Source organism: Bradyrhizobium sp. CCGE-LA001, from assembly GCF_000296215.2.
Classification (GTDB): domain Bacteria; phylum Pseudomonadota; class Alphaproteobacteria; order Rhizobiales; family Xanthobacteraceae; genus Bradyrhizobium.
Window position 1 is genome coordinate 463,924 of sequence record NZ_CP013949.1, and the last position, 17,745, is coordinate 481,668.

At 64.4% G+C, this 17,745-nt stretch carries 17 protein-coding genes and 1 pseudogene; 11 read left to right on the plus strand and 7 right to left on the minus strand.

Features of this window, described 5'->3' with window-relative positions; all coding sequences use genetic code 11:
* Positions 1-144: 144 nt before the first annotated feature.
* A complete protein-coding gene (locus tag BCCGELA001_RS02225) occupies positions 145-765 on the plus strand; it encodes a helix-turn-helix domain-containing protein (RefSeq protein ID WP_008538718.1) in 621 nt (206 codons plus the stop codon).
* A gap of 49 nt (positions 766-814) precedes the next feature.
* Here the strand turns inward: BCCGELA001_RS02225 and BCCGELA001_RS02230 are convergent, their stop codons facing one another.
* The 3 genes from BCCGELA001_RS02230 to BCCGELA001_RS02240 form a co-directional block, all read right to left on the minus strand.
* Complete coding sequence (locus tag BCCGELA001_RS02230; RefSeq protein ID WP_060734518.1) at positions 815-1,063, minus strand: hypothetical protein; 249 nt, start codon at positions 1,061-1,063, stop codon at positions 815-817.
* A 154-nt stretch (positions 1,064-1,217) separates the two neighbouring features.
* Positions 1,218-1,595 (minus strand): Hpt domain-containing protein, encoded by a 378-nt coding sequence (locus BCCGELA001_RS02235; protein ID WP_008567226.1) that lies wholly within the window; start codon positions 1,593-1,595, stop codon positions 1,218-1,220.
* Positions 1,596-1,745: 150 nt separating this feature from the next.
* On the minus strand, positions 1,746-2,444 hold the full coding sequence (locus BCCGELA001_RS02240; protein WP_236840812.1) for a Crp/Fnr family transcriptional regulator: 699 nt from the start codon (positions 2,442-2,444) through the stop codon (positions 1,746-1,748).
* 867 nt (positions 2,445-3,311) lie between these two features.
* On the opposite strand from BCCGELA001_RS02240, the pseudogene BCCGELA001_RS02245 reads away from it, so the two are divergent.
* The 7 genes and pseudogenes from BCCGELA001_RS02245 (at position 3,312) to BCCGELA001_RS02275 (ending at position 9,750) form a co-directional block, all read left to right on the plus strand.
* A pseudogene (locus BCCGELA001_RS02245) lies at positions 3,312-3,733 on the plus strand (response regulator).
* A 410-nt stretch (positions 3,734-4,143) separates the two neighbouring features.
* Entirely contained in the window at positions 4,144-6,945 is a 2,802-nt protein-coding gene (locus BCCGELA001_RS02250) for a hybrid sensor histidine kinase/response regulator (protein WP_060734520.1), read from the plus strand.
* A gap of 22 nt (positions 6,946-6,967) precedes the next feature.
* Positions 6,968-7,441, plus strand: a complete 474-nt coding sequence (locus BCCGELA001_RS02255; protein WP_060734521.1) for a chemotaxis protein CheW — start codon at positions 6,968-6,970, stop codon at positions 7,439-7,441.
* A gap of 33 nt (positions 7,442-7,474) precedes the next feature.
* Complete coding sequence (locus tag BCCGELA001_RS02260) at positions 7,475-7,861, plus strand: response regulator (RefSeq protein ID WP_027577509.1); 387 nt, start codon at positions 7,475-7,477, stop codon at positions 7,859-7,861.
* A 60-nt stretch (positions 7,862-7,921) separates the two neighbouring features.
* Positions 7,922-8,800, plus strand: coding sequence for a CheR family methyltransferase (locus BCCGELA001_RS02265; protein WP_060734522.1), 879 nt, complete (start codon positions 7,922-7,924; stop codon positions 8,798-8,800).
* Positions 8,801-8,802: 2 nt separating this feature from the next.
* A complete protein-coding gene (locus BCCGELA001_RS02270) occupies positions 8,803-9,120 on the plus strand; it encodes a hypothetical protein (protein WP_008565131.1) in 318 nt (105 codons plus the stop codon).
* Between the two features lie 126 nt (positions 9,121-9,246).
* Entirely contained in the window at positions 9,247-9,750 is a 504-nt protein-coding gene (locus BCCGELA001_RS02275) for a response regulator (protein ID WP_008565133.1), read from the plus strand.
* A gap of 52 nt (positions 9,751-9,802) precedes the next feature.
* Here the strand turns inward: BCCGELA001_RS02275 and BCCGELA001_RS02280 are convergent, their stop codons facing one another.
* Positions 9,803-10,093 carry a hypothetical protein gene (locus BCCGELA001_RS02280; RefSeq protein ID WP_060734523.1) on the minus strand — a complete coding sequence of 97 codons (291 nt, stop codon included), beginning with the start codon at positions 10,091-10,093 and terminating at the stop codon, positions 9,803-9,805.
* 149 nt (positions 10,094-10,242) lie between these two features.
* Between BCCGELA001_RS02280 and BCCGELA001_RS02285 the strand changes: the two genes are divergently transcribed.
* Positions 10,243-10,878, plus strand: a complete 636-nt coding sequence (locus tag BCCGELA001_RS02285) for a response regulator transcription factor (protein WP_008565145.1) — start codon at positions 10,243-10,245, stop codon at positions 10,876-10,878.
* Between the two features lie 90 nt (positions 10,879-10,968).
* Here the strand turns inward: BCCGELA001_RS02285 and BCCGELA001_RS02290 are convergent, their stop codons facing one another.
* The 3 genes from BCCGELA001_RS02290 to BCCGELA001_RS02300 form a co-directional block, all read right to left on the minus strand.
* Positions 10,969-14,565 carry a PAS domain S-box protein gene (locus tag BCCGELA001_RS02290; protein ID WP_008565147.1) on the minus strand — a complete coding sequence of 1,199 codons (3,597 nt, stop codon included), beginning with the start codon at positions 14,563-14,565 and terminating at the stop codon, positions 10,969-10,971.
* Positions 14,543-14,962 (minus strand): response regulator, encoded by a 420-nt coding sequence (locus tag BCCGELA001_RS02295; protein WP_008565149.1) that lies wholly within the window; start codon positions 14,960-14,962, stop codon positions 14,543-14,545. The genes BCCGELA001_RS02290 and BCCGELA001_RS02295 overlap by 23 nt, the downstream gene beginning before the upstream one ends.
* Positions 14,963-15,153: 191 nt before the next feature.
* The gene (locus BCCGELA001_RS02300; protein ID WP_060734524.1) at positions 15,154-15,870 is read right to left on the minus strand and encodes a GntR family transcriptional regulator; all 717 of its coding nucleotides are present in this window, start codon (positions 15,868-15,870) and stop codon (positions 15,154-15,156) included.
* Between the two features lie 94 nt (positions 15,871-15,964).
* On the opposite strand from BCCGELA001_RS02300, the gene BCCGELA001_RS02305 reads away from it, so the two are divergent.
* Positions 15,965-16,984, plus strand: a complete 1,020-nt coding sequence (locus tag BCCGELA001_RS02305; protein ID WP_060734525.1) for an ABC transporter substrate-binding protein — start codon at positions 15,965-15,967, stop codon at positions 16,982-16,984.
* Positions 16,984-17,745: an ABC transporter ATP-binding protein gene (locus tag BCCGELA001_RS02310; RefSeq protein ID WP_060734526.1), complete on the plus strand. Its 762-nt coding sequence runs from the start codon at positions 16,984-16,986 to the stop codon at positions 17,743-17,745. Before BCCGELA001_RS02305 ends, BCCGELA001_RS02310 begins: the two co-directional genes overlap by 1 nt.

The window sequence follows — 17,745 nt, forward strand, 5'->3', positions numbered from 1 at the left end:
AACCCCCGCGGGGCCGGCGGCAGCTTCGCGCAAGCACAAATTGTGCCTATGCCGTGCATTTAGCTTAAAACTGCCGAAATCACCGTAGTCTTACGGAGCAAAAAGTTAACTACAGACCGGGCCTGGTTCCGGTAAACGAGTGACATGGGGTCACAGAATGATACGGCCGCCGATTCGCGGCCGTCGGAATGGTACGAAAGCAGCACTGCTCCAGTCGAAGAGCTCGATTTCGTCCGCTTGAATGCGGCCCGCGCCAAGGCTGCCGACGAAATGGCCGCCGCCATCGCCCGCGAGCTCAACGGTCCCCTGACGGCGCTGCTGCTCTACATGGGCGAGATCAAGCATCACAGCGATCAGTTCGCGCCCGTCACCGGCGATCGCGCTTATTTGCAGCGCGTGGTGGAGAATGCGCTGGCGCAGACCGAGCGTGTCTGCGGCCTCGTCAAGCAGCTTGCCGGGCCTCACAAGGGCAGCAGCCTGCCGGTCCCATCCGGGGCCGACGACACTGAGGCGCGGGCTGCCCGCGTGCCGCACCGCGTGCCCAGCGCCGAACTGCTCGGCCTGTCCGGTCAGAAGCGGCTCACCAAGCGCGAGCGCGAGGTGCTGAGGCTGATCAGTGAAGGCTATTCGAACAAGCAGGGCGCGCTTCGGATGCAGATCAGTCCGCGCACGTTCGAAAGCCACCGCGCCGAGGCGATGCGCAAGCTCGGTGCCCGCAACACCGCGGATCTCGTCCGCGCGGCGCTGCTGCATTCGATCGACTGAGATTGATGATTGCATTGTGCCCGGGCGGCCCGGGCCAAAGTCGCTGGACTCAGAAATAGTCCTCGGCAAAGGGACGCGCGCGCGATGCGGGGCGCAGCGGCTTGGGCTCGTCCTTCGGCGCGTTCGGGATGATCGTGATGGTCCAGCGGGGAGGCATGCTCGATTCCTGCTCCAGCACCGAGCGCACGAAGCCAGTCACCGTCGACTCGCCAGACTTCACCGTCGCCATCCGGCCGTTGAACTGAGCGATGCGGAAGCGACGGACTTCCTTCTGGTCCGCAGTCTCATAGGTGAACATGAAAACCCTCCTGGTTTTCCGCGACTATCGCCACCTATGATTAGCCATCTGTGAATATCCCAAGCCGTAGAAGTACGGCGGGTATACCCGCGCGGGTGGTTGGAGCGCTTTCGAGGATGCCGGTTCGCGTGGCGAAAACGCGCCGAGCAAGTATCTATCCTTCCGGCTCCTGCGCGCGCGCCGCGGCGTAGGCGGCATCCATCTGGTCCAGGAGATCGCGGAGGTCGGCGTCGTGAAGCGTCTCCGCAGACTTCTCCAGCCGCAGCGCCAGCGCCGCCAGCCTGGCATAGCCGAACGTGCCGGCCGCGCTTTTCAGCGAATGTGCCTCGCGCGCGATCCTGGCGTGGTGCTGCTCGCGCGAAAGCGTGCGGAATAATTGCAGCCGCGCGCAGGTCTCGCTCCAGAACACGGCGCGCACCTCGCAGGCTCCGTCCTCGCCGATCTCGCGCACCAGCGCCGCGTAGGCGTTCGGGTCGCGCAGCGGGGTGCAATCGAGCACCTTCTGCGCCGGCGCGACGGTCACTTCAAACATGGCTAGCCTGCCCCGATCAAGGTTCGATGCCGCGCGGGCCGATATCGGTGCGAGGCAGGTCGTGTCTAAGTCATTCGAATTTCAGTTCCGCAAGCAGGACGGTTCGTGTTTGCGGGTGGGCGTTAGCCTCAGGTTTACCACGCCTGCGGCTCAGCGCTGGCCGAGCAGCCGCTCGTATTGCGCCTTCACGGTGGCGTAGCATTCGCACGCGGTCTGGCGCAGGCCGTCCAAATTCATGAGCTGGATGTGTCCGCGGCTGTAATGGATGAAATTGGCCTGCTGCAAGGTGTTGGCGACCAGCGATACGCTGTTGCGCCGCGCCCCGATCATCTGGGCCATGGCCTCCTGGGTCAGCAGCAGGCGGGAGTCGCCCGACAGATCATGGGTGTGGAGCAGGCAGCGCGACAAGCGCGACTCGACCGGATGGGCGGCATTGCAGCCCGCGGTCTGCTGGACTTGAGCGTAGACCGCCAGGCCATGGCGCGTGAGCAAGGACCGCAAGCTGCTGCTCTGCTCGGCCGCATCGCGCAGCCGGTCGAGATCCATCACTGAGGCTGAGCCGGGAACCAGCACGACGGCCGTGTTCAGCGCGCAGGCGTCGCCCATGGTCGAGAGCGTCCCGAGCAGGCTGTCGCGGCCGATCATCGCGACCTGCACATGCTCGCCCTTGGCGAGCTTCACCACCAGTGAGATGACGCCGCGGTGGAGAAAATAGGCACGTTTGAGCGTCTCGCCGGCCTCGACCAGCACCGCGTCGTGGGGCAGATCGACCGTGCGCAGATACGGGCGGATCAGGTCATAGTCGTCTGCCGACAGCGCAGAGAGGAAACCGTTGGCTGGACGCACCATCGTTTCCAAAGCTGACTCCCGTCTCCTGTACCGGCGCGGCGTTGAAAGCGCTCCCTGCGAGCAAATTCCATCATGTTCCCGTCGGGATATATTGGCAATTGGGACAATATGTCCGAGCGCGGCTCGTTGGATGTTCGTCGTGCTGCGACATGTGTGCACGTCCGCATGTAGTGCGGGCCCCAATGCTTCGCGTCCTCCACGGCCAGCATTGCGATCTCGATCACCTCCGTCTGGCCAGATGAGGTCGACTAACACCGATCCATCTTACAAGCAGACAGTCTGCGCGGCGGCGCCCGGGCTCAAGACAGCCTTCCTGACGTTTCTGGCCGGCGCACGCAGACTCCAATGAGACATTCAGCAATTGCAGCAATAGCGGGCTGCGGCCGCCATGCCGATCAATCCGGCGCCGTCGGGCGTCAGACCGGCTCGTCATAAGTTGTGCAACTATGGATCATATTTTAACAATTGTGACCTGCCCATATACCTGTTAGAGGGCAGAAAGGCTGCGACATTTGCGGCGGAAGTTAGAATCGCCCGCTGATTCGCTCTTGAGTTCTGGGCAACCCGCCCTGCACAGGCGCGCAGGAAAAAGCGGTAGGGGGCCTTCCTGCCGGAGTCGTTGCGTCGTGCTGTTATCGGACGCCGCCACCCCGCACATGTTCGTACATTGGAGGAATGCTTTCAGCGTTCCAGCATTGCTCCGAACCATGGCGCCGTGTGTGTGTCGCGTCCATCGTCTCCGTTTCCCGGCGGCTCCACTGATATTGGCGACCATCCCTTCATTGATCGAAACCAAAGGAGAAAGGCGTGCCCAACGGCTCGATGATTGAATTGCCGGAACGGGAGGCTCAAACGGGAGGGGAGGGTATGCGCCATATTCTCGTTGTCGACGACGACCCGATGGTGTGCATGGCCATCGAGATCTATCTCCAGCGCAACCATTTCGGGTGACGATCGCCGAGGGAGGTGAAGCCGGGTTGCGGGCTCTCGCACACGAGCAGTTCGATCTGATGATCATCGATATCTTCATGCCGCATATGCGCGGGTTCGAATCGATCCGGATCTTCCACGACCGGGCGCCCGCCATTCCGCTGATCGCGATGTCCGGTTACGCCTTCGCGAACCTGAATTTGCCCGCACCTGATTTCCTCAGGATGGCGCTGGAGATCGGTGCCGCGCGCTGCCTGCGCAAGCCCTTCACGCCGCATGCACTGCTCGCCGCCATCAACGATTGCCTGGTGGAGTATCGCCCCGATGCCTGGATGAGCTTGCCCCCACGGCTAAGTTAGCGCGGCGCGGACCACGGGTAACCGTTCGTTTACCGAAAGCACGAACTTTCTCGAACTCGGCCCCGCACGAAATGAAAGTCGCGGTCTCGTTCGCGATTGCGGCCGTCTCTGGTCGGCTTCGCGTAGGCCGTGCCTATCGTCCTTCACATGCAGGACTTTCTCGCGCGCGCCGTCGCGTTCTCATCGGTGCGTTCGCCTCACGCCTCCCCGCATCGCGTCGAGGCGCCGGTCTTGCCGAAAAGCGCCATTGCATGCAGCCGAATGGCAAACTTCTCTTCAATGTCCGTATTAGCACGGAGGCTGAAATTAACGAGACTGTGAAAGGGGATGTCTAACGATCCAGGATGAGGGCTTCCGTCGATTCCAAGCGAGGCTCGGGCGTCGAAGTCGATTTCAGTAGGGCGTAGCTCATGGATGATCTGTTGCGGGAGTTTTTGACGGAGACCAGCGAGAGCCTGGACACCGTCGACAATCAGCTGGTGAAGTTCGAGCAGGAGCCGAACAACGCCAAGATCCTGGATAACATCTTCCGCCTCGTCCACACCATCAAGGGCACCTGCGGCTTCCTCGGCCTGCCCAGGCTTGAAGCGCTGGCGCATGCCGGCGAGACGCTGATGGGCAAATTCCGTGACGGCATGCCGGTGACCGGGCAGGCGGTGACGGTGATCCTGTCCTCGATCGATCGCATCAAGGAAATCCTCGCTGGCCTGGAGGCGACCGAAGCCGAGCCCGAGGGTAACGACCGCGACCTCATCGACAAGCTGGAAGCGATGGTCGAGCAAGGCATGGCGGCAATGGCCGCTGGAAGTGCCGCTGCTCCCGTTGCCGATGCGCCGCCGCTGGCGCCCGAAGCGCCAATTGCCGCTGCGCCTGCACCCGCAAAAGAGATGACCATGGGCACGCTGATCGAGCAGACCCTGGAGCGTCCGCTGCGTCCGGGCGAAGTCTCGCTCGACGAGCTCGAGCGCGCCTTCCGCGAGACCGCGATCGAAGCGCCGGCCCCGGCAGCCATTGCTAAGGCCGAGCCCGCGCCGGCTGCTGAAGCCCCGGCTGCCAAGGAAGCTGCGAAGGACGCCGCAAAGCCTGCCGCCAAGGAGAAGGCCGCGCCGAAGAAGTCGATGGCCGACGAGATTGCCGGCGAAGGGGCCAGCATCGCCAACCAGTCGATCCGCGTCAACGTGGACACGCTGGAGCACCTGATGACCATGGTCTCCGAGCTGGTCCTGACCCGCAACCAGCTGCTGGAGATCTCCCGCCGCAACGAGGACACCGAGTTCAAGGTGCCGCTGCAGCGCCTGTCCAACGTCACCGCCGAGTTGCAGGAGGGCGTCATGAAGACGCGCATGCAGCCGATCGGCAATGCCTGGCAGAAGCTGCCCCGCATCGTCCGCGACCTGTCGAGCGAACTCGGCAAGCAGATCGAATTGGAGATGCACGGCGCCGACACCGAGCTCGACCGCCAGGTGCTCGATTTGATCAAGGACCCGCTCACCCACATGGTGCGCAACTCCGCCGATCATGGCCTGGAGACCCCGGCCGAGCGCCTCGCCAGCGGCAAGGGCGAGCAGGGCACCATCCGCCTGTCCGCCTATCACGAGGGCGGCCACATCATCATCTGCATCGCCGACAACGGAAGAGGCCTCAACACCGAGAAGATCAAGGCCAAGGCGCTCTCCTCAGGTCTCGTCACCGAGGCCGAGCTCGAGAAGATGAGCGAGGCCCAGATCCACAAGTTCATCTTCGCGCCCGGCTTCTCCACCGCCGCCGCCATCACCTCGGTGTCGGGGCGCGGCGTCGGCATGGACGTGGTCCGCACCAATATCGACCAGATCGGCGGCACCATCGACATCAAGTCCGTGGCCGGCGAGGGCTCGTCCGTCACCATCAAGATCCCGCTGACGCTCGCCATCGTCTCGGCGCTGATCGTCGAAGCGGCCGGCGACCGTTTCGCGATCCCGCAGCTCTCGGTGGTCGAGCTGGTGCGTGCCCGCGCCAACTCCGAGCACCGCATCGAGCGCATCAAGGACACCGCGGTGCTCCGCCTGCGCAACAAGCTGCTGCCGCTGATCCACCTGAAGAAGCTGCTCAAGATCGACGACGGCGCGGCCTCCGATCCCGAGAACGGCTTCATCGTGGTGACCCAGGTCGGCAGCCAGACCTTCGGCATCGTCGTCGACGGCGTGTTCCACACCGAGGAGATCGTGGTCAAGCCGATGTCGACCAAGCTGCGTCACATCGACATGTTCTCGGGCAACACCATCCTGGGCGATGGCGCTGTGATCATGATCATCGATCCCAACGGCATTGCCAAGGCGCTCGGCGCCGCCGGCTCCTCGGCCCATGACATGGGCGACGAGAACGGGGCGCATCACATCGGCGCGGGCGAGCAGACCACCTCGCTGCTCGTCTTCCGCGCCGGCTCGTCCCAGCCCAAGGCGGTCCCGCTCGGGCTGGTCACGCGCCTCGAAGAGCTGCCCGCCGACAAGATCGAGCTCAGTAACGGCCGCTACATGGTGCAGTACCGCGAGCAGCTGATGCCGCTGGTCGCTATGGAGGGCGTCACCATCGCCAGCCAGGGCGCCCAGCCGATCCTGGTGTTCGCCGATGACGGCCGCTCCATGGGCCTCGTCGTCGACGAGATCATCGACATCGTCGAGGAGCGGCTCAACATCGAGGTCGGCGGCTCCGCCTCCGGCATTCTCGGCTCGGCCGTGATCAAGGGCCAAGCCACCGAGGTGATCGATGTCGGCCACTTCCTGCCGATGGCGTTCGCCGACTGGTTCACCCGCAAGGAGATGAAGCCGTCGCTGCACTCGCAATCGGTGCTTTTGGTCGACGACAGCGCGTTCTTCCGCAACATGCTGGCCCCCGTGCTGAAGGCGGCCGGCTACCGCGTCCGCACCGCGCCGACCGCGCAGGAGGGCTTAGCTGCGCTGCGCGCGCAGAGCTTCGACGTGGTGCTGACCGACATCGAGATGCCCGACATGAACGGGTTCGAGTTCGCGGAAGTGATCCGCTCCGACAACAATCTCGGCTCGATGCCGATCATCGGCCTCTCCGCCCTGGTGTCGCCGGCGGCGATCGAGCGCGGCCGTCAGGCCGGCTTCCACGACTACGTCGCCAAGTTCGACCGTCCCGGTCTGATCGCGGCGCTGAAGGAGCAGACCGCGGGTGCCGCCGGCGCCTCCGAGCTGAGCCGCGCGGCAGCCTAAGCAGGACCTGAGGAGAGACGAGATGAGCAAGAAGACGCAAGTGGGCGAAGGCGCCATGGTCGAATACGTCACCGCGATGATCGGCGGCCAGCTGTTCGGCCTGCCGATCTCCCGCGTCCAGGACGTGTTCATGCCCGAGCGCGTCACCCGCGTGCCCCTGTCCTCGCGCGAGATCGCGGGCGTGCTCAATCTGCGCGGCCGCATCGTCACCGTGGTCGACATGCGCGCACGCCTCGGCCTGCCCAAGGCCGAGGATGGCAAGGTGCCGATGGCGGTCGGCGTCGACCTGCGCGGCGAATCCTACGGCCTGCTGATCGACCAGATCGGTGAAGTCCTGCGCCTGCCCGAGGCCGGCATGGAGGAGAACCCCGTCAATCTCGATCCCCGCATGGCCAAGCTCGCCGGCGGCGTCCATCGCCTCGACGGCCAGCTCATGGTCGTCCTCGACGTTGATCGCGTCCTCGAACTCGAAACCAAAGTGCAAATGGCTGCGTGAGCCATTGAAAAACATCGAAGCCGGAGAACCGAAATGAAAACGTGTTTGGTGGTCGATGATTCCAGCGTCGTGCGCAAGATCGCGCGCCGGATCCTGGAGGGCCTCGAATTCGAGGTCACCGAGGCCGAGGATGGCTCGAAGGCACTGGAAATCTGCCAGCGCAAGCTGCCCGATGCGGTGCTGCTCGACTGGAACATGCCCGTGATGGACGGCTTCGAGTTCATGGGCCACATGCGCCGCCTGCCCGGCGGCGACCAGCCCAAGGTGGTGTTCTGCACCACCGAGAACAACGTGGCTCATATCGCCCAGGCGCTCAGCGGCGGCGCCAACGAGTACATCATGAAGCCCTTCGACAAGGACATCATCGCCGACAAATTCGCTGAGGTTGGTTTGATCCCGGTCGGACAAGCCATGGTCTGAGTGTGTCTGGCCGAACTGCTTCGGCCAGAGTGTTCCAGTACAGCTTCGAAGAGGCCATCCGTGACCCCGACCGAGTATGAGTATCTGCGTAAGTTCCTGAAGGACAATTCCGGGCTCGACCTGTCCGCAGACAAGCAATATCTGATCGAAAGCCGCCTGCTGCCGCTGGCCCGCAAGGCCGGGCTCTCCGGCATCACCGAGCTCGTGCAGAAGCTGCAAGGCGGTTCGCGCACGCTGATTACCGACGTGGTCGAGGCCATGACCACCAACGAGACGTTCTTCTTCCGCGACAAGGTCCCGTTCGATCATTTCCGCGACACCATCATGCCCGAAATCATCAAGGCGCGCGCCGCTCGCCGCAGCGTGCGCATCTGGTGCGCCGCCGGCTCGACCGGGCAGGAGCCCTATTCGCTGGCGATGTGCCTGAAGGAGATGGGCGCGGCTCTCACCGGCTGGCGCGTCGAGATCATCGCGACCGACCTGTCGCAGGAGGTGCTGGAGAAGGCCAAGGCCGGCATTTACAGCCAGTTCGAGGTGCAGCGTGGCCTGCCGATCCAGTTGCTGGTCAAATATTTCAAGCAGACCGGCGAGACCTGGCAGATCAATCCCGAATTGCGCGCGATGATCCAGCACCGGCAGCTCAACCTGCTGCACGATTTCGCCCAGCTCGGCACATTCGACGTCATCTTCTGCCGCAACGTGCTGATCTATTTCGACCAGGACACCAAGATCAACATTTTCAACCGTCTCGCGCGCCAGATCGAGCCCGATGGCTTCCTGGTGCTCGGCGCAGCCGAAACCGTGGTCGGACTGACCGACACGTTCAGGCCGATTCCGGAGCGGCGCGGTCTCTACAAGCCGAACGACCCGCGTGCCGCGGCCGCCAAGCCGGCTCTCGCCGGCGCGGCGCCGCGCATGGCGGTCATGGCAGGACGCTGACGATGGCCGAGGATGGCAAGGGCGCAGAACGGGTGACGTTCAGTCGCGGCTATGACGTCTGCATCATGGCCATCGATGGTACCTGGCGTCGTGACTGCAAGCTCAACGCGATCTCCGACACCGACGCCATCCTCACGGTGGAAGGCTCGATCCAGGGACTGAACCTGAAGGAGTTCTTCCTGCTGCTGTCGTCCACGGGCCTTGCCTATCGGCGCTGCGAGCTGGTGCGCGTCAACGGCGCCGAGATGGACATCCAGTTCCTGCGCGGCAAGAACAGGAAGAAGCGCGGCGCCGCCGGCGGCCGCGACGAGGCCGCCTGATCGAAATGGTTGCGGCGACGTTGCTTTATATTTGCTGAAACATCCGAACGAATTTGCCGTAGCGGCTTTACGCCGCTTAAGCGCGAACCATGCAACCGTTGCTGGTCTCAATCTTAGGATACGGCAATGCCCAGAAGCTCTCTCTCTCCCATCCCGTCAAACCTGCCCGACGTCGCCGAGCGGCGTGCGCTTCAGCTCCTGGTGGTCGATGACGACGCCACGCAGCGCAGCCTCATCACGGTTGCCGCCAAGCAGGCTGGCCACGAAGTCACCGTGGCGCCGTCGGTGGCGGAGGCGATCGAGAAGCTGCGTGCCGCGCGCTTCGATTGCGTGACGCTCGATCTCGTGCTGGAGGATGGCGACGGCGTCGACGTGTTGCACGAGATGGCGAAGGCGAAGTTCGCCGGCAAGGTGATCGTCATCAGCGGCATGGACGGCAAGCGCCGCAGCGCCGCCCGCAGCTTCGCCCGCTCGGTCGGGATCGAACTCCAGAGCCTGCCGAAGCCGCTGGACCTCGCGGCGCTGCGCATCAGCCTCGCCAATCTCGGCAAGACCGCGATGGGTTTGCCGGCGATTCACACCTGGGGTGGGGTCGCCACCGATGCGATCGTGGAGCGGCACCGCGCCTGAGGCACGGAGCTGCCATGCGATCGAGGGTGGCCGCGGCCGTGTCGATCGCGATCTACATAGCGCTGCCGGATTCCGGGAGGAATTGCAGAGCCTGACGGAGGCCCGCCCGGCACGCGGCGAGGGCCGCGCTTGCGGTGGCATAATGGGGCGTGACGTCGTCGAGTATGACGACGTCCGAGGAACTTTCGGGACCGCCGGCGTGTTCTTGGTCCATGGCTGCGGCGATCCGGCGCATGCTGGTCTCGATCTGTGCGATCAGCAAGCGAAGGTCGGCCGCAATCAACTCGCGGCTCTCGACTGCGGGCACTGCGACTAGAGCGGGCGTATCGGTGAAATTTAGCATGGATATTCTCCGTCCCCCGCAATTAGGCGCGCTGCCGCTACTTGTGCGTTAAGTCCATGTCCCGTACAAATACGGGTGGGCCGAATCCGCGCCGAGCGCCATAACGATTGGTGCGGACGCGAGTCCGTAATGCCAACTGGATGTGGCACATGGCCGAGCAAACCTCTCGTGGTGAAATCTTCGTGGTCGACGATGACCCTGCTGTTCGCGACACCCTATCGATGGTGTTGAAGGCGGCGGGCTATGACGTGATCTGTTTTGCGGACGGTGCAGCGCTGCTCTCCGTCGCGCGAAACCGCACGCCGGCCGCGATCCTGCTCGACGTTCACATTCCCGGAAAGTCGGGTCTCGACATTCTCAAGGAATTGCAAGGCGAGGACTATCCGGCGCCGATCTTCATGATCTCCGGGCAGGGCGACATCGCGATGGCGGTGGGCGCCATCAAGAGCGGGGCGCTCGACTTCATCGAGAAGCCGTTCCGCGGCAGCGAGATCGTCGGCCGGCTCGACGAGGCGATCGGCGCCTATGCACGCAGGCAGGCGGAGAATGCGTCGCCGAAGTTCGGCTCGCTGCATTTCCCGGGTCGCGAGCCGTTGACGCGCAGGGAGCGCGAGGTGCTCGAGCAGTTTGCCTCCGGTGCATCCAACAAGGAAGCCGGCCGCACGCTCGGCATCAGCCCGCGCACCATCGAGGACCACCGCGCCAACATCATGAAGAAGCTCGGCGCGCGCAATGCCGCCGACCTGATCCGCATCGTGATGACTGCGGCCCAGCGCGCATCGTAAGGATTTTCGTAGCCCGGGTGAGCGAAGCGATCTCCGGGAATGCTGCTGCAGCGTCCCGGATGTCGCTTCGCTCATCCGGGCTACGGCGGTTCAGGCTTGCAGCGCCCTCCGGATGATCCGCGCCAGATCCGATTTGCGATAGGGCTTGGCCAGCAGCAGAACGCCCGAATCCAGTCGGCCGTGATGGATGATCGCATTCTCGGTATAGCCTGACGTGTAGACGACCTTGAGATCGGGGCGCGTCTTCATCAGTTCGTCGGCGAGCTGACGTCCATTCATCTTGCCGGGCATGATGACGTCGGTGAACAAGAGGTCGAACGGCTTGCCGGCGGCGACGATCGCGAGCGCCTCCGCGGCGTTCGCAGCCTGCAAGGTGACGTATCCCAGCGAATGCAGCTGAGCCAGCACGTAGTCACGCACCAGCCGGTCGTCCTCGACCACCAGGATGGTCTCGCGTCCGCCCTCGATCGTCGCCGCGATCACGCCCTCGCCGACCGCCGTCGGCGTCTTGCCCGGCGGCAGGTACATCTTGATCGTGGTGCCGTGGCCTTCTTCGCTGTAGATCTTGATGTGCCCTGCGGACTGCTTGATGAAGCCGTAGACCATCGAAAGCCCGAGTCCGGTGCCCTTGCCGGGCCCCTTCGAGGTGAAGAAGGGGTCGAACACCCTGGGCAGCATGGTCGCCGGAATTCCGGTGCCGGTGTCGCTCACGGCGATCAGCACGTAATGCCCGGGCCGGACGTCGTTGACGCTGGCATAGACCTCGTCGAGATAGGCGCCGCCCGTCTCGACGATCAGCTTTCCGCCGCCGGGCATGGCGTCGCGGGCGTTGAGTGCGAGGTTGAGGATCGCGGTGGTGAGCTGGTTGGGATCGACGATCGCGACGCAGTTCTCGTCCTCGAACACGGATTCGATCTGGATCTGCTCGCCCAGCGTCGGACGCAGCAGTTTCGCGGTGTCGACGATCAGTGAGTTGATGTCGATCTCGCGCGGCTGGAGCGGCTGCTTGCGCGCAAAGGCGAGCAAATGCTGGGTCAGCTCGGCACCGCGCCCGGCGGCCTCGTCGATCATCTTGGTGATGGCCGCGAGCTGCGGCTCCTTCTCGACCGCCTCCGCGAGAATTTCGATCGTTCCGGTGATGACGGTGAGGATGTTGTTGAAATCGTGCGCCACGCCGCCGGTGAGCTGGCCGACCGCCTCCATCTTCTCGGCATGGCGGATGCGCTCCTCGGCCGCCATCTTGTCGGTGAGATCGCGGTAGAAGACGTTGAACAGCAAGCCTTCGCGGCGCTTCAGCGCGGTGACGCTCAGCTCGGCCCTGAACTCCTTGCCGTCGCGGCGACAGCACATCAGCTCGCGGCGGCGATTCAGGGTCCTGTCATCCTCGTTTTCGAGGAAACGCTTCAGGCCCGTCCTCACCCTCTCGCGTTCGCTCTCGGCGACGATCAGGTCGATCGTGCTCTTGCCGAGCACCTCGTCGCGGCGCCAGCCGAAGAGCTGTTCGGCCTGCGAATTCCAGTTCAGGATGCTGCCGGTCTGGTCGGTCTGGACGAAGGCGTCGAGCGAGGTCTCGACGATGTTGCGCGCGAGCCGCTCGCTCTCGCGCAGCGATTCTTGCGCGAGCCGCGCTTCCGTCATATCGCGCCCGACGAAGAAGAAGCGCTTGGCCGGCTCGGACCAGTTGCCCAGCCAGGACAGCCAGACCGCGTGCCCATTCTTGTGGAAGCAGCGGGTGTCGGCGAGCTTGGGGCGGGCGCCGCGCCGCAGCGCGCGCATGTCCTCGCGGGACTGCTCCAGATGATCGGGATGGACGAAATCGGCGCCGCTACGGCCGATCATCTCTTCGGGGCTGTAGCCGAGAATGGTCTGGCTGCTCGGGCTGATCTGCGCGACATGACCTCGCGCATCCATCACCAGGATCAGGTCCTGTGAGGTCTCGAAGATCTGCCGCCGCTCCTCGAGCTGCTGCTGCAGCACCCGCTCGGCCCGCCGCGCCTCGGTGAGGCTGCGCGCGGTTCCGGAGGCACCGACGATCTCGCCCGACGGCCCCTTGATCGGCGACAAGCTCAGGGAGATCTCGACCGCCGTGCCGTCCTTGCGCAGGCGCACCGTCTCGAAACGCTCGATCGGCTCGCCCCGGGCGATCCGCCGCCGATAGTCCTTGCCCTGCTCGCGGCGATCGGGCGGGACGATAATCGCGGTGGACTTCCCGATCGCCTCGTCGGCCGAATAGCCATAGAGGCGTTCGGCGGCGGGATTCCAGCCCGTGATGATGGCATCGAGCGATTGCATCACGATCGCATCGTCGGACGATTCGATCGCGGCGCTGAACAAGCGCTCGCGCGCTGCGTGGTGGCTTCGCGCGACCTCGGTCCGGCGATGCTCCTCGACTTCGCGTTCGAGCGCGGCCGTCTTCGCCCGGGTCTCCTCAACCATCTGGGCAAAGGCCCGCGCCAGCACCCCCGTCTCGCCGCTGGCATCGACGGGGATGTCCGCCGCCCGCCCGCTGCCGATGGCTTCGACCGCCCGGGTCAGACGTCCGATCGGACGCGTCAGCGACCGCGCCACCAGGACCGCGAGCAAAGCCGCTGCGAGCACGGCCAACAGACCAACCAGCAGAGATGTCTTCTGGATTGCTGCGGGCACGAGGCTAAACACAGGCGCCGGTATCGTTTCGACAATCGCGACCCATTCCTTGCCCGCGAGCAGAGCGGGCGCAATCGCTGCGCCGCTTGGCCGGCCGGTATCGTCGGTCATGAGTCGCGTGGCACCTTCCAGCGTACCGGCTAGGGCCGCGAAGAACGGGAAGTCCTTGCGCCAGTCGTTGGAGCTTTCATGTAACGCAAATTCACGCGCGCGGTCGGGATGGACGAGATAATTGCCGCGCGAGTCAACGACGTAGACCTCTCCGCCTGAAGTGACTGTCGAGCGGACACGATCGAGGGCCGGTCGCATGTCGATGTTGGCAATGATGATGCCGAACGGCTTGCCGTCCTGTGCGAACAGCGGCATCGCTGCCCTCAGCGTCGGAGCATGGAGCACCTCAGTGCCTCCCTGCCGCGTGGCGCGATCGACGGAAGACACATAGATCTCGCCGGGTGCGAGCCGTATCGTCTGCTGAAAATAGGGGCGGTCGCTCTTGCTCTCCAGCTCGCTGTCGGGCGCGATGCGTGCCGTTCCGTTTGATCCGGAGCGGTCGACTCGAACCAACTCTCGCTGGTCGTCATCGACACCAATGATCCGGAACTGGCCGTAGATGGGCTTGGCCTCGATCTCCGCAGCGAGCCGCGCTGCGATGCGCTGGCGCCAGGTTTGCTCCGAGACCCCATCGGTCGGGTCGATGCCTCCATTGTCGTGAGCACGGATGAGGCCATTGATCGCCGCTGCGGCGCGATAGCCGATGAGATCGCCGCGTGCTCCGGCAACATAGGATTCGAGATTGGTCGCCAGCAGGCGAGACTGCGCCTCGACCCGTTCCAGGACGCGTGGAATGACGGCCTGGGTGGTGTTGCGGTAGCCCAACCATCCGACTGCGGCCACCGTCACCGCCACGAGCAGGATCATCGCGATGGCAAGCCGCGTTGCGAGCGTCATGTGAAAATTCGCACCGCGCCGCGAATGGCCACCCCGCCAGCCCTGGCTCGAGACGGAACGGATATCCTTGTCATCGGCTGCCGGTGCTGACATCGGGTGCCTCCGGCCACGCCGTCTTCAGGCAGCCATCGACCGCGGCGAGCAAAGCGCCGGGACGAAACGGTTTTTGCAGGCTTGCCACTGCGCCGAGCTTGGTCGCCATCCTCAGGAAATCCGGCTCCGCATAGGCGTCCGGCGTGATCGAGCGGCCGGAAATGACGATGATGGGGATAGCCGGAGCCAGCGCGCGAATGCGGCGCATCGTCTCGAGCCCGTCCATGCCGGGCATGAAGATGTCGAGAAACAGCAGGTCGAACTGGCCGACCTCGAACAGCGCAAGTCCCTTGCGGCCATCGCCGGCGACGGTGACGCGATGACCAGCCCTCTCCAGGAGCAGCCGGATCGTGGCCTGCACGGCCGGGTCGTCATCCACGATCAGGATGTTGGCCACGTCTGAAATCTCCGGGGTCGCATGGGAGTGTCCCAGCGACCGCAAATCAAAGCAGCAAATGCGAAATTGTTGCGCGAATTCTCTCCGCGTCGCAAGCACCTCGCGAGCGCCCGTTCCGTTCGAACTAGCCGACTGTCGTCGGTATCCTATGCATGGACACGTGCATAGGGCGAACCATCCTGGGTTCCCGCTCAATCGGTCAGATATTCGGGGTGAAGGCTCCGGATCTTGTCGAGCTCGCTGAGGGTGCCTGACAGATGCTCGCGCAGGTGCTGCTGCGCAGCCTCGGGGTCTTTGGCCTCGATCGCGCGCGTGATCAGCTTGTGATGGCGCACGATGTTCTGGGCCTTGCCGGGCGAGGGCAGGTGGAGCCGGCGCAAACGATCGCTGTGCCCGCTGCGGCTGCGCACCAGCGCCCACAGATCCTGCTTGCCGGCGGCCGTATAGAGCTGGGCGTGGAAATCGTTGTCGCCGGCCATGAAGGACTCGAAGTCCCCGGCTTTGGCGAATTGCTGTTGCAAGGCAATGGCCTGATCCAGGCGAACGATCAGGGATGCTTCGTGACCGGTTGCGAGCAGGCGGACGATTTCCTGCTCTAGCGCCTGGCGCAGGAAATGCGCCTGTTGCGCGCGATCGACGTCGATCCGGCTAACCACGGTCGCATGCTGCGGGAACACGTCGACCAGACCTTCTTCCTCCAGCCGCATCAACGCATCGCGCACCGGCGTGGAGCTGACGCCGAACTGGCCGGCGAGCGCGGCGCGTGACAGCGGAGAACCAGGCGGCAATTCCAGGGCGATGATCGCATTGCGCAGCCGCTCGAACACCTGAGGCGCGGCCTGGCGGCCGCGATCGAGCCGGGCGGCTGGTCGTGGCGCCGCGCGCGGCGCGGGGTGGGATGATTCCATGGCGGGTCCCGCGGGCTTGCCTTTGATGCACTAATATATTAGTGCATCAGCAGCGTCAACGCAGCTCGACGATGACCGGAGGAAACCCACAACAATGATCACGCATCTTCGCAGCAGGCTTGCGGCTGCCGTCCTGCTCGCCGCGACCGCCCTGTCGACATCCGCCGCGCACGCCCAGCAGAAATCCGAGATCGCGCTGTCGCGCCAGCCCGGCATCTTCTACATGCCGAGCCACATCATGGAGAAGCTGAAGCTGATCGAGAAGCATGCCGCTTCCCTCGGTGTCGCCGGCGTCACCACCAAGTGGATCACCTTCTCCGGCGGCGGCGCACAGACCGACGCGCTGCTCGCCGGCGGCGTCGACATTCTCAACACCGGCACCGGCAACCTCCTTCTGCTGTGGGATCGGACCCGCGGCGGCGTGAAGGGCATTGTCGCGACCTCGGCGCAGCCGATGACGCTGATCAGCCGTGACGCCAATATCAAGTCGATCAAGGATTTCGGTCCCGGCGACAAGATCGCGGTGCCGACCGTCAAGGTCTCGACCCAGGCGATCGTGCTCCAGATCGCGGCCGCCGAGGCCTTTGGCGCCGACCAATGGTCGAAGCTCGACGCCAACACGGTGCAGCTCGGCCATCCCGACGCCTATGCCGCGCTGTCCAACCCGAAGCACGAGGTGCACAACCACTTTTCGATCCCGCCCTTCACCTTTCTGGAGCTGAAGAACGTGCCCGGCGCGCATGTCGTGCTGTCGTCGCCGGACGTGATGGGCGGCCCGCTCAGCCAGGCGCAATTCTTCACCACGACGAAGTTCGCCGACGCCAATCCAAAGATCATCCAGGCCGTGCGCGACGCGACCAGGGAAGCGCAGGACCTGATCCGCAGCGACACCAGGCAGGCGGTCGAGATCTACAAGGAGATCACCGGCGACAAGACCTCGGTCGAGGAGCTGCTCGACCTGCTCAAGGAGCCCGGCATGATGGAGTGGAATCTCGAGCCGCAGGGCACGATGAAATTCGCAGCCCATCTCTACAAGACCGGCACGCTGAAGAATCAGCCCAAGGCCTGGACCGACTACTATCTACCAGTCGCGCACGACCTGAAGGGCAATTGATGGCGCTGCTCGACGTCAATGAGGTGACGCTGCGCTACAAGACCTCCAGCGCCGTCGTCACCGCCACGGAAAGAGTGTCGTTCACCGTCGACAAGTCCGACCGCTTCGTGCTGCTCGGTCCGTCCGGCTGCGGCAAGTCGACCCTGCTCAAGGCGGTCGGCGGCTACATGAGCCCGAGCGAAGGCCGCATGACCATCGGCGGCCGCGAGATCCACGGCCCCGGCGCCGACCGCATGATGATCTTCCAGGAGTTCGATCAGCTCCTGCCCTGGAAGAGCGTGCTCGCCAACGTGATGTTTCCGCTGCTCACGGCGAGAAAGCTGTCGCGCAAGGACGCCGAGGCCAAGGCGCGGGCCTATATCGAGAAGGTCGGGCTCACGCGCGTGGTCGAGGCCTATCCCCACACGCTCTCCGGCGGCATGAAGCAGCGCGTCGCGATCGCGCGCGGCATGGCGATGGAGCCGGACATCCTGCTGATGGACGAGCCGTTCGCGGCGCTCGACGCGCTGACGCGCCGGACCTGCCAGGACGAGCTGCTCCAGCTCTGGAGCGAGACCAAATTCACCGTGATGTTCGTGACCCATTCGATCGCGGAAGCGATCCGCATCGGCAACCGCATCCTGCTGCTGTCGCCGCATCCCGGCCGGGTCAAGGCCGAGGTGATCGACGTCGACAAGGTCTCGAACGAGGACGGCAGCGCCGGACGGCTCGAGAAGGACATCCACGATCTCCTGTTCGCAGCCGAAGCGACCGCGCACTGA

Excerpts from the sequence above, each read along its gene's own strand:
- BCCGELA001_RS02225 (WP_008538718.1), top strand. The coding sequence starts at position 145 with ATGGGGTCACAGAATGATACGGCCGCCGATTCGCGGCCGTCGGAATGG.
- BCCGELA001_RS02250 (WP_060734520.1), top strand. The coding sequence starts at position 4,144 with ATGGATGATCTGTTGCGGGAGTTTTTGACGGAGACCAGCGAGAGCCTG.
- BCCGELA001_RS02255 (WP_060734521.1), top strand. The coding sequence starts at position 6,968 with ATGAGCAAGAAGACGCAAGTGGGCGAAGGCGCCATGGTCGAATACGTC.
- BCCGELA001_RS02235 (WP_008567226.1), bottom strand. The coding sequence starts at position 1,595 with ATGTTTGAAGTGACCGTCGCGCCGGCGCAGAAGGTGCTCGATTGCACC.
- BCCGELA001_RS02305 (WP_060734525.1), top strand. The coding sequence starts at position 15,965 with ATGATCACGCATCTTCGCAGCAGGCTTGCGGCTGCCGTCCTGCTCGCC.
- BCCGELA001_RS02285 (WP_008565145.1), top strand. The coding sequence starts at position 10,243 with ATGGCCGAGCAAACCTCTCGTGGTGAAATCTTCGTGGTCGACGATGAC.
- BCCGELA001_RS02260 (WP_027577509.1), top strand. The coding sequence starts at position 7,475 with ATGAAAACGTGTTTGGTGGTCGATGATTCCAGCGTCGTGCGCAAGATC.
- BCCGELA001_RS02275 (WP_008565133.1), top strand. The coding sequence starts at position 9,247 with ATGCCCAGAAGCTCTCTCTCTCCCATCCCGTCAAACCTGCCCGACGTC.
- BCCGELA001_RS02230 (WP_060734518.1), bottom strand. The coding sequence starts at position 1,063 with ATGTTCACCTATGAGACTGCGGACCAGAAGGAAGTCCGTCGCTTCCGC.
- BCCGELA001_RS02270 (WP_008565131.1), top strand. The coding sequence starts at position 8,803 with ATGGCCGAGGATGGCAAGGGCGCAGAACGGGTGACGTTCAGTCGCGGC.
- BCCGELA001_RS02240 (WP_236840812.1), bottom strand. The coding sequence starts at position 2,444 with ATGGTGCGTCCAGCCAACGGTTTCCTCTCTGCGCTGTCGGCAGACGAC.
- BCCGELA001_RS02300 (WP_060734524.1), bottom strand. The coding sequence starts at position 15,870 with ATGGAATCATCCCACCCCGCGCCGCGCGCGGCGCCACGACCAGCCGCC.
- BCCGELA001_RS02310 (WP_060734526.1), top strand. The coding sequence starts at position 16,984 with ATGGCGCTGCTCGACGTCAATGAGGTGACGCTGCGCTACAAGACCTCC.
- BCCGELA001_RS02290 (WP_008565147.1), bottom strand. The coding sequence starts at position 14,565 with ATGTCAGCACCGGCAGCCGATGACAAGGATATCCGTTCCGTCTCGAGC.
- BCCGELA001_RS02280 (WP_060734523.1), bottom strand. The coding sequence starts at position 10,093 with ATGCTAAATTTCACCGATACGCCCGCTCTAGTCGCAGTGCCCGCAGTC.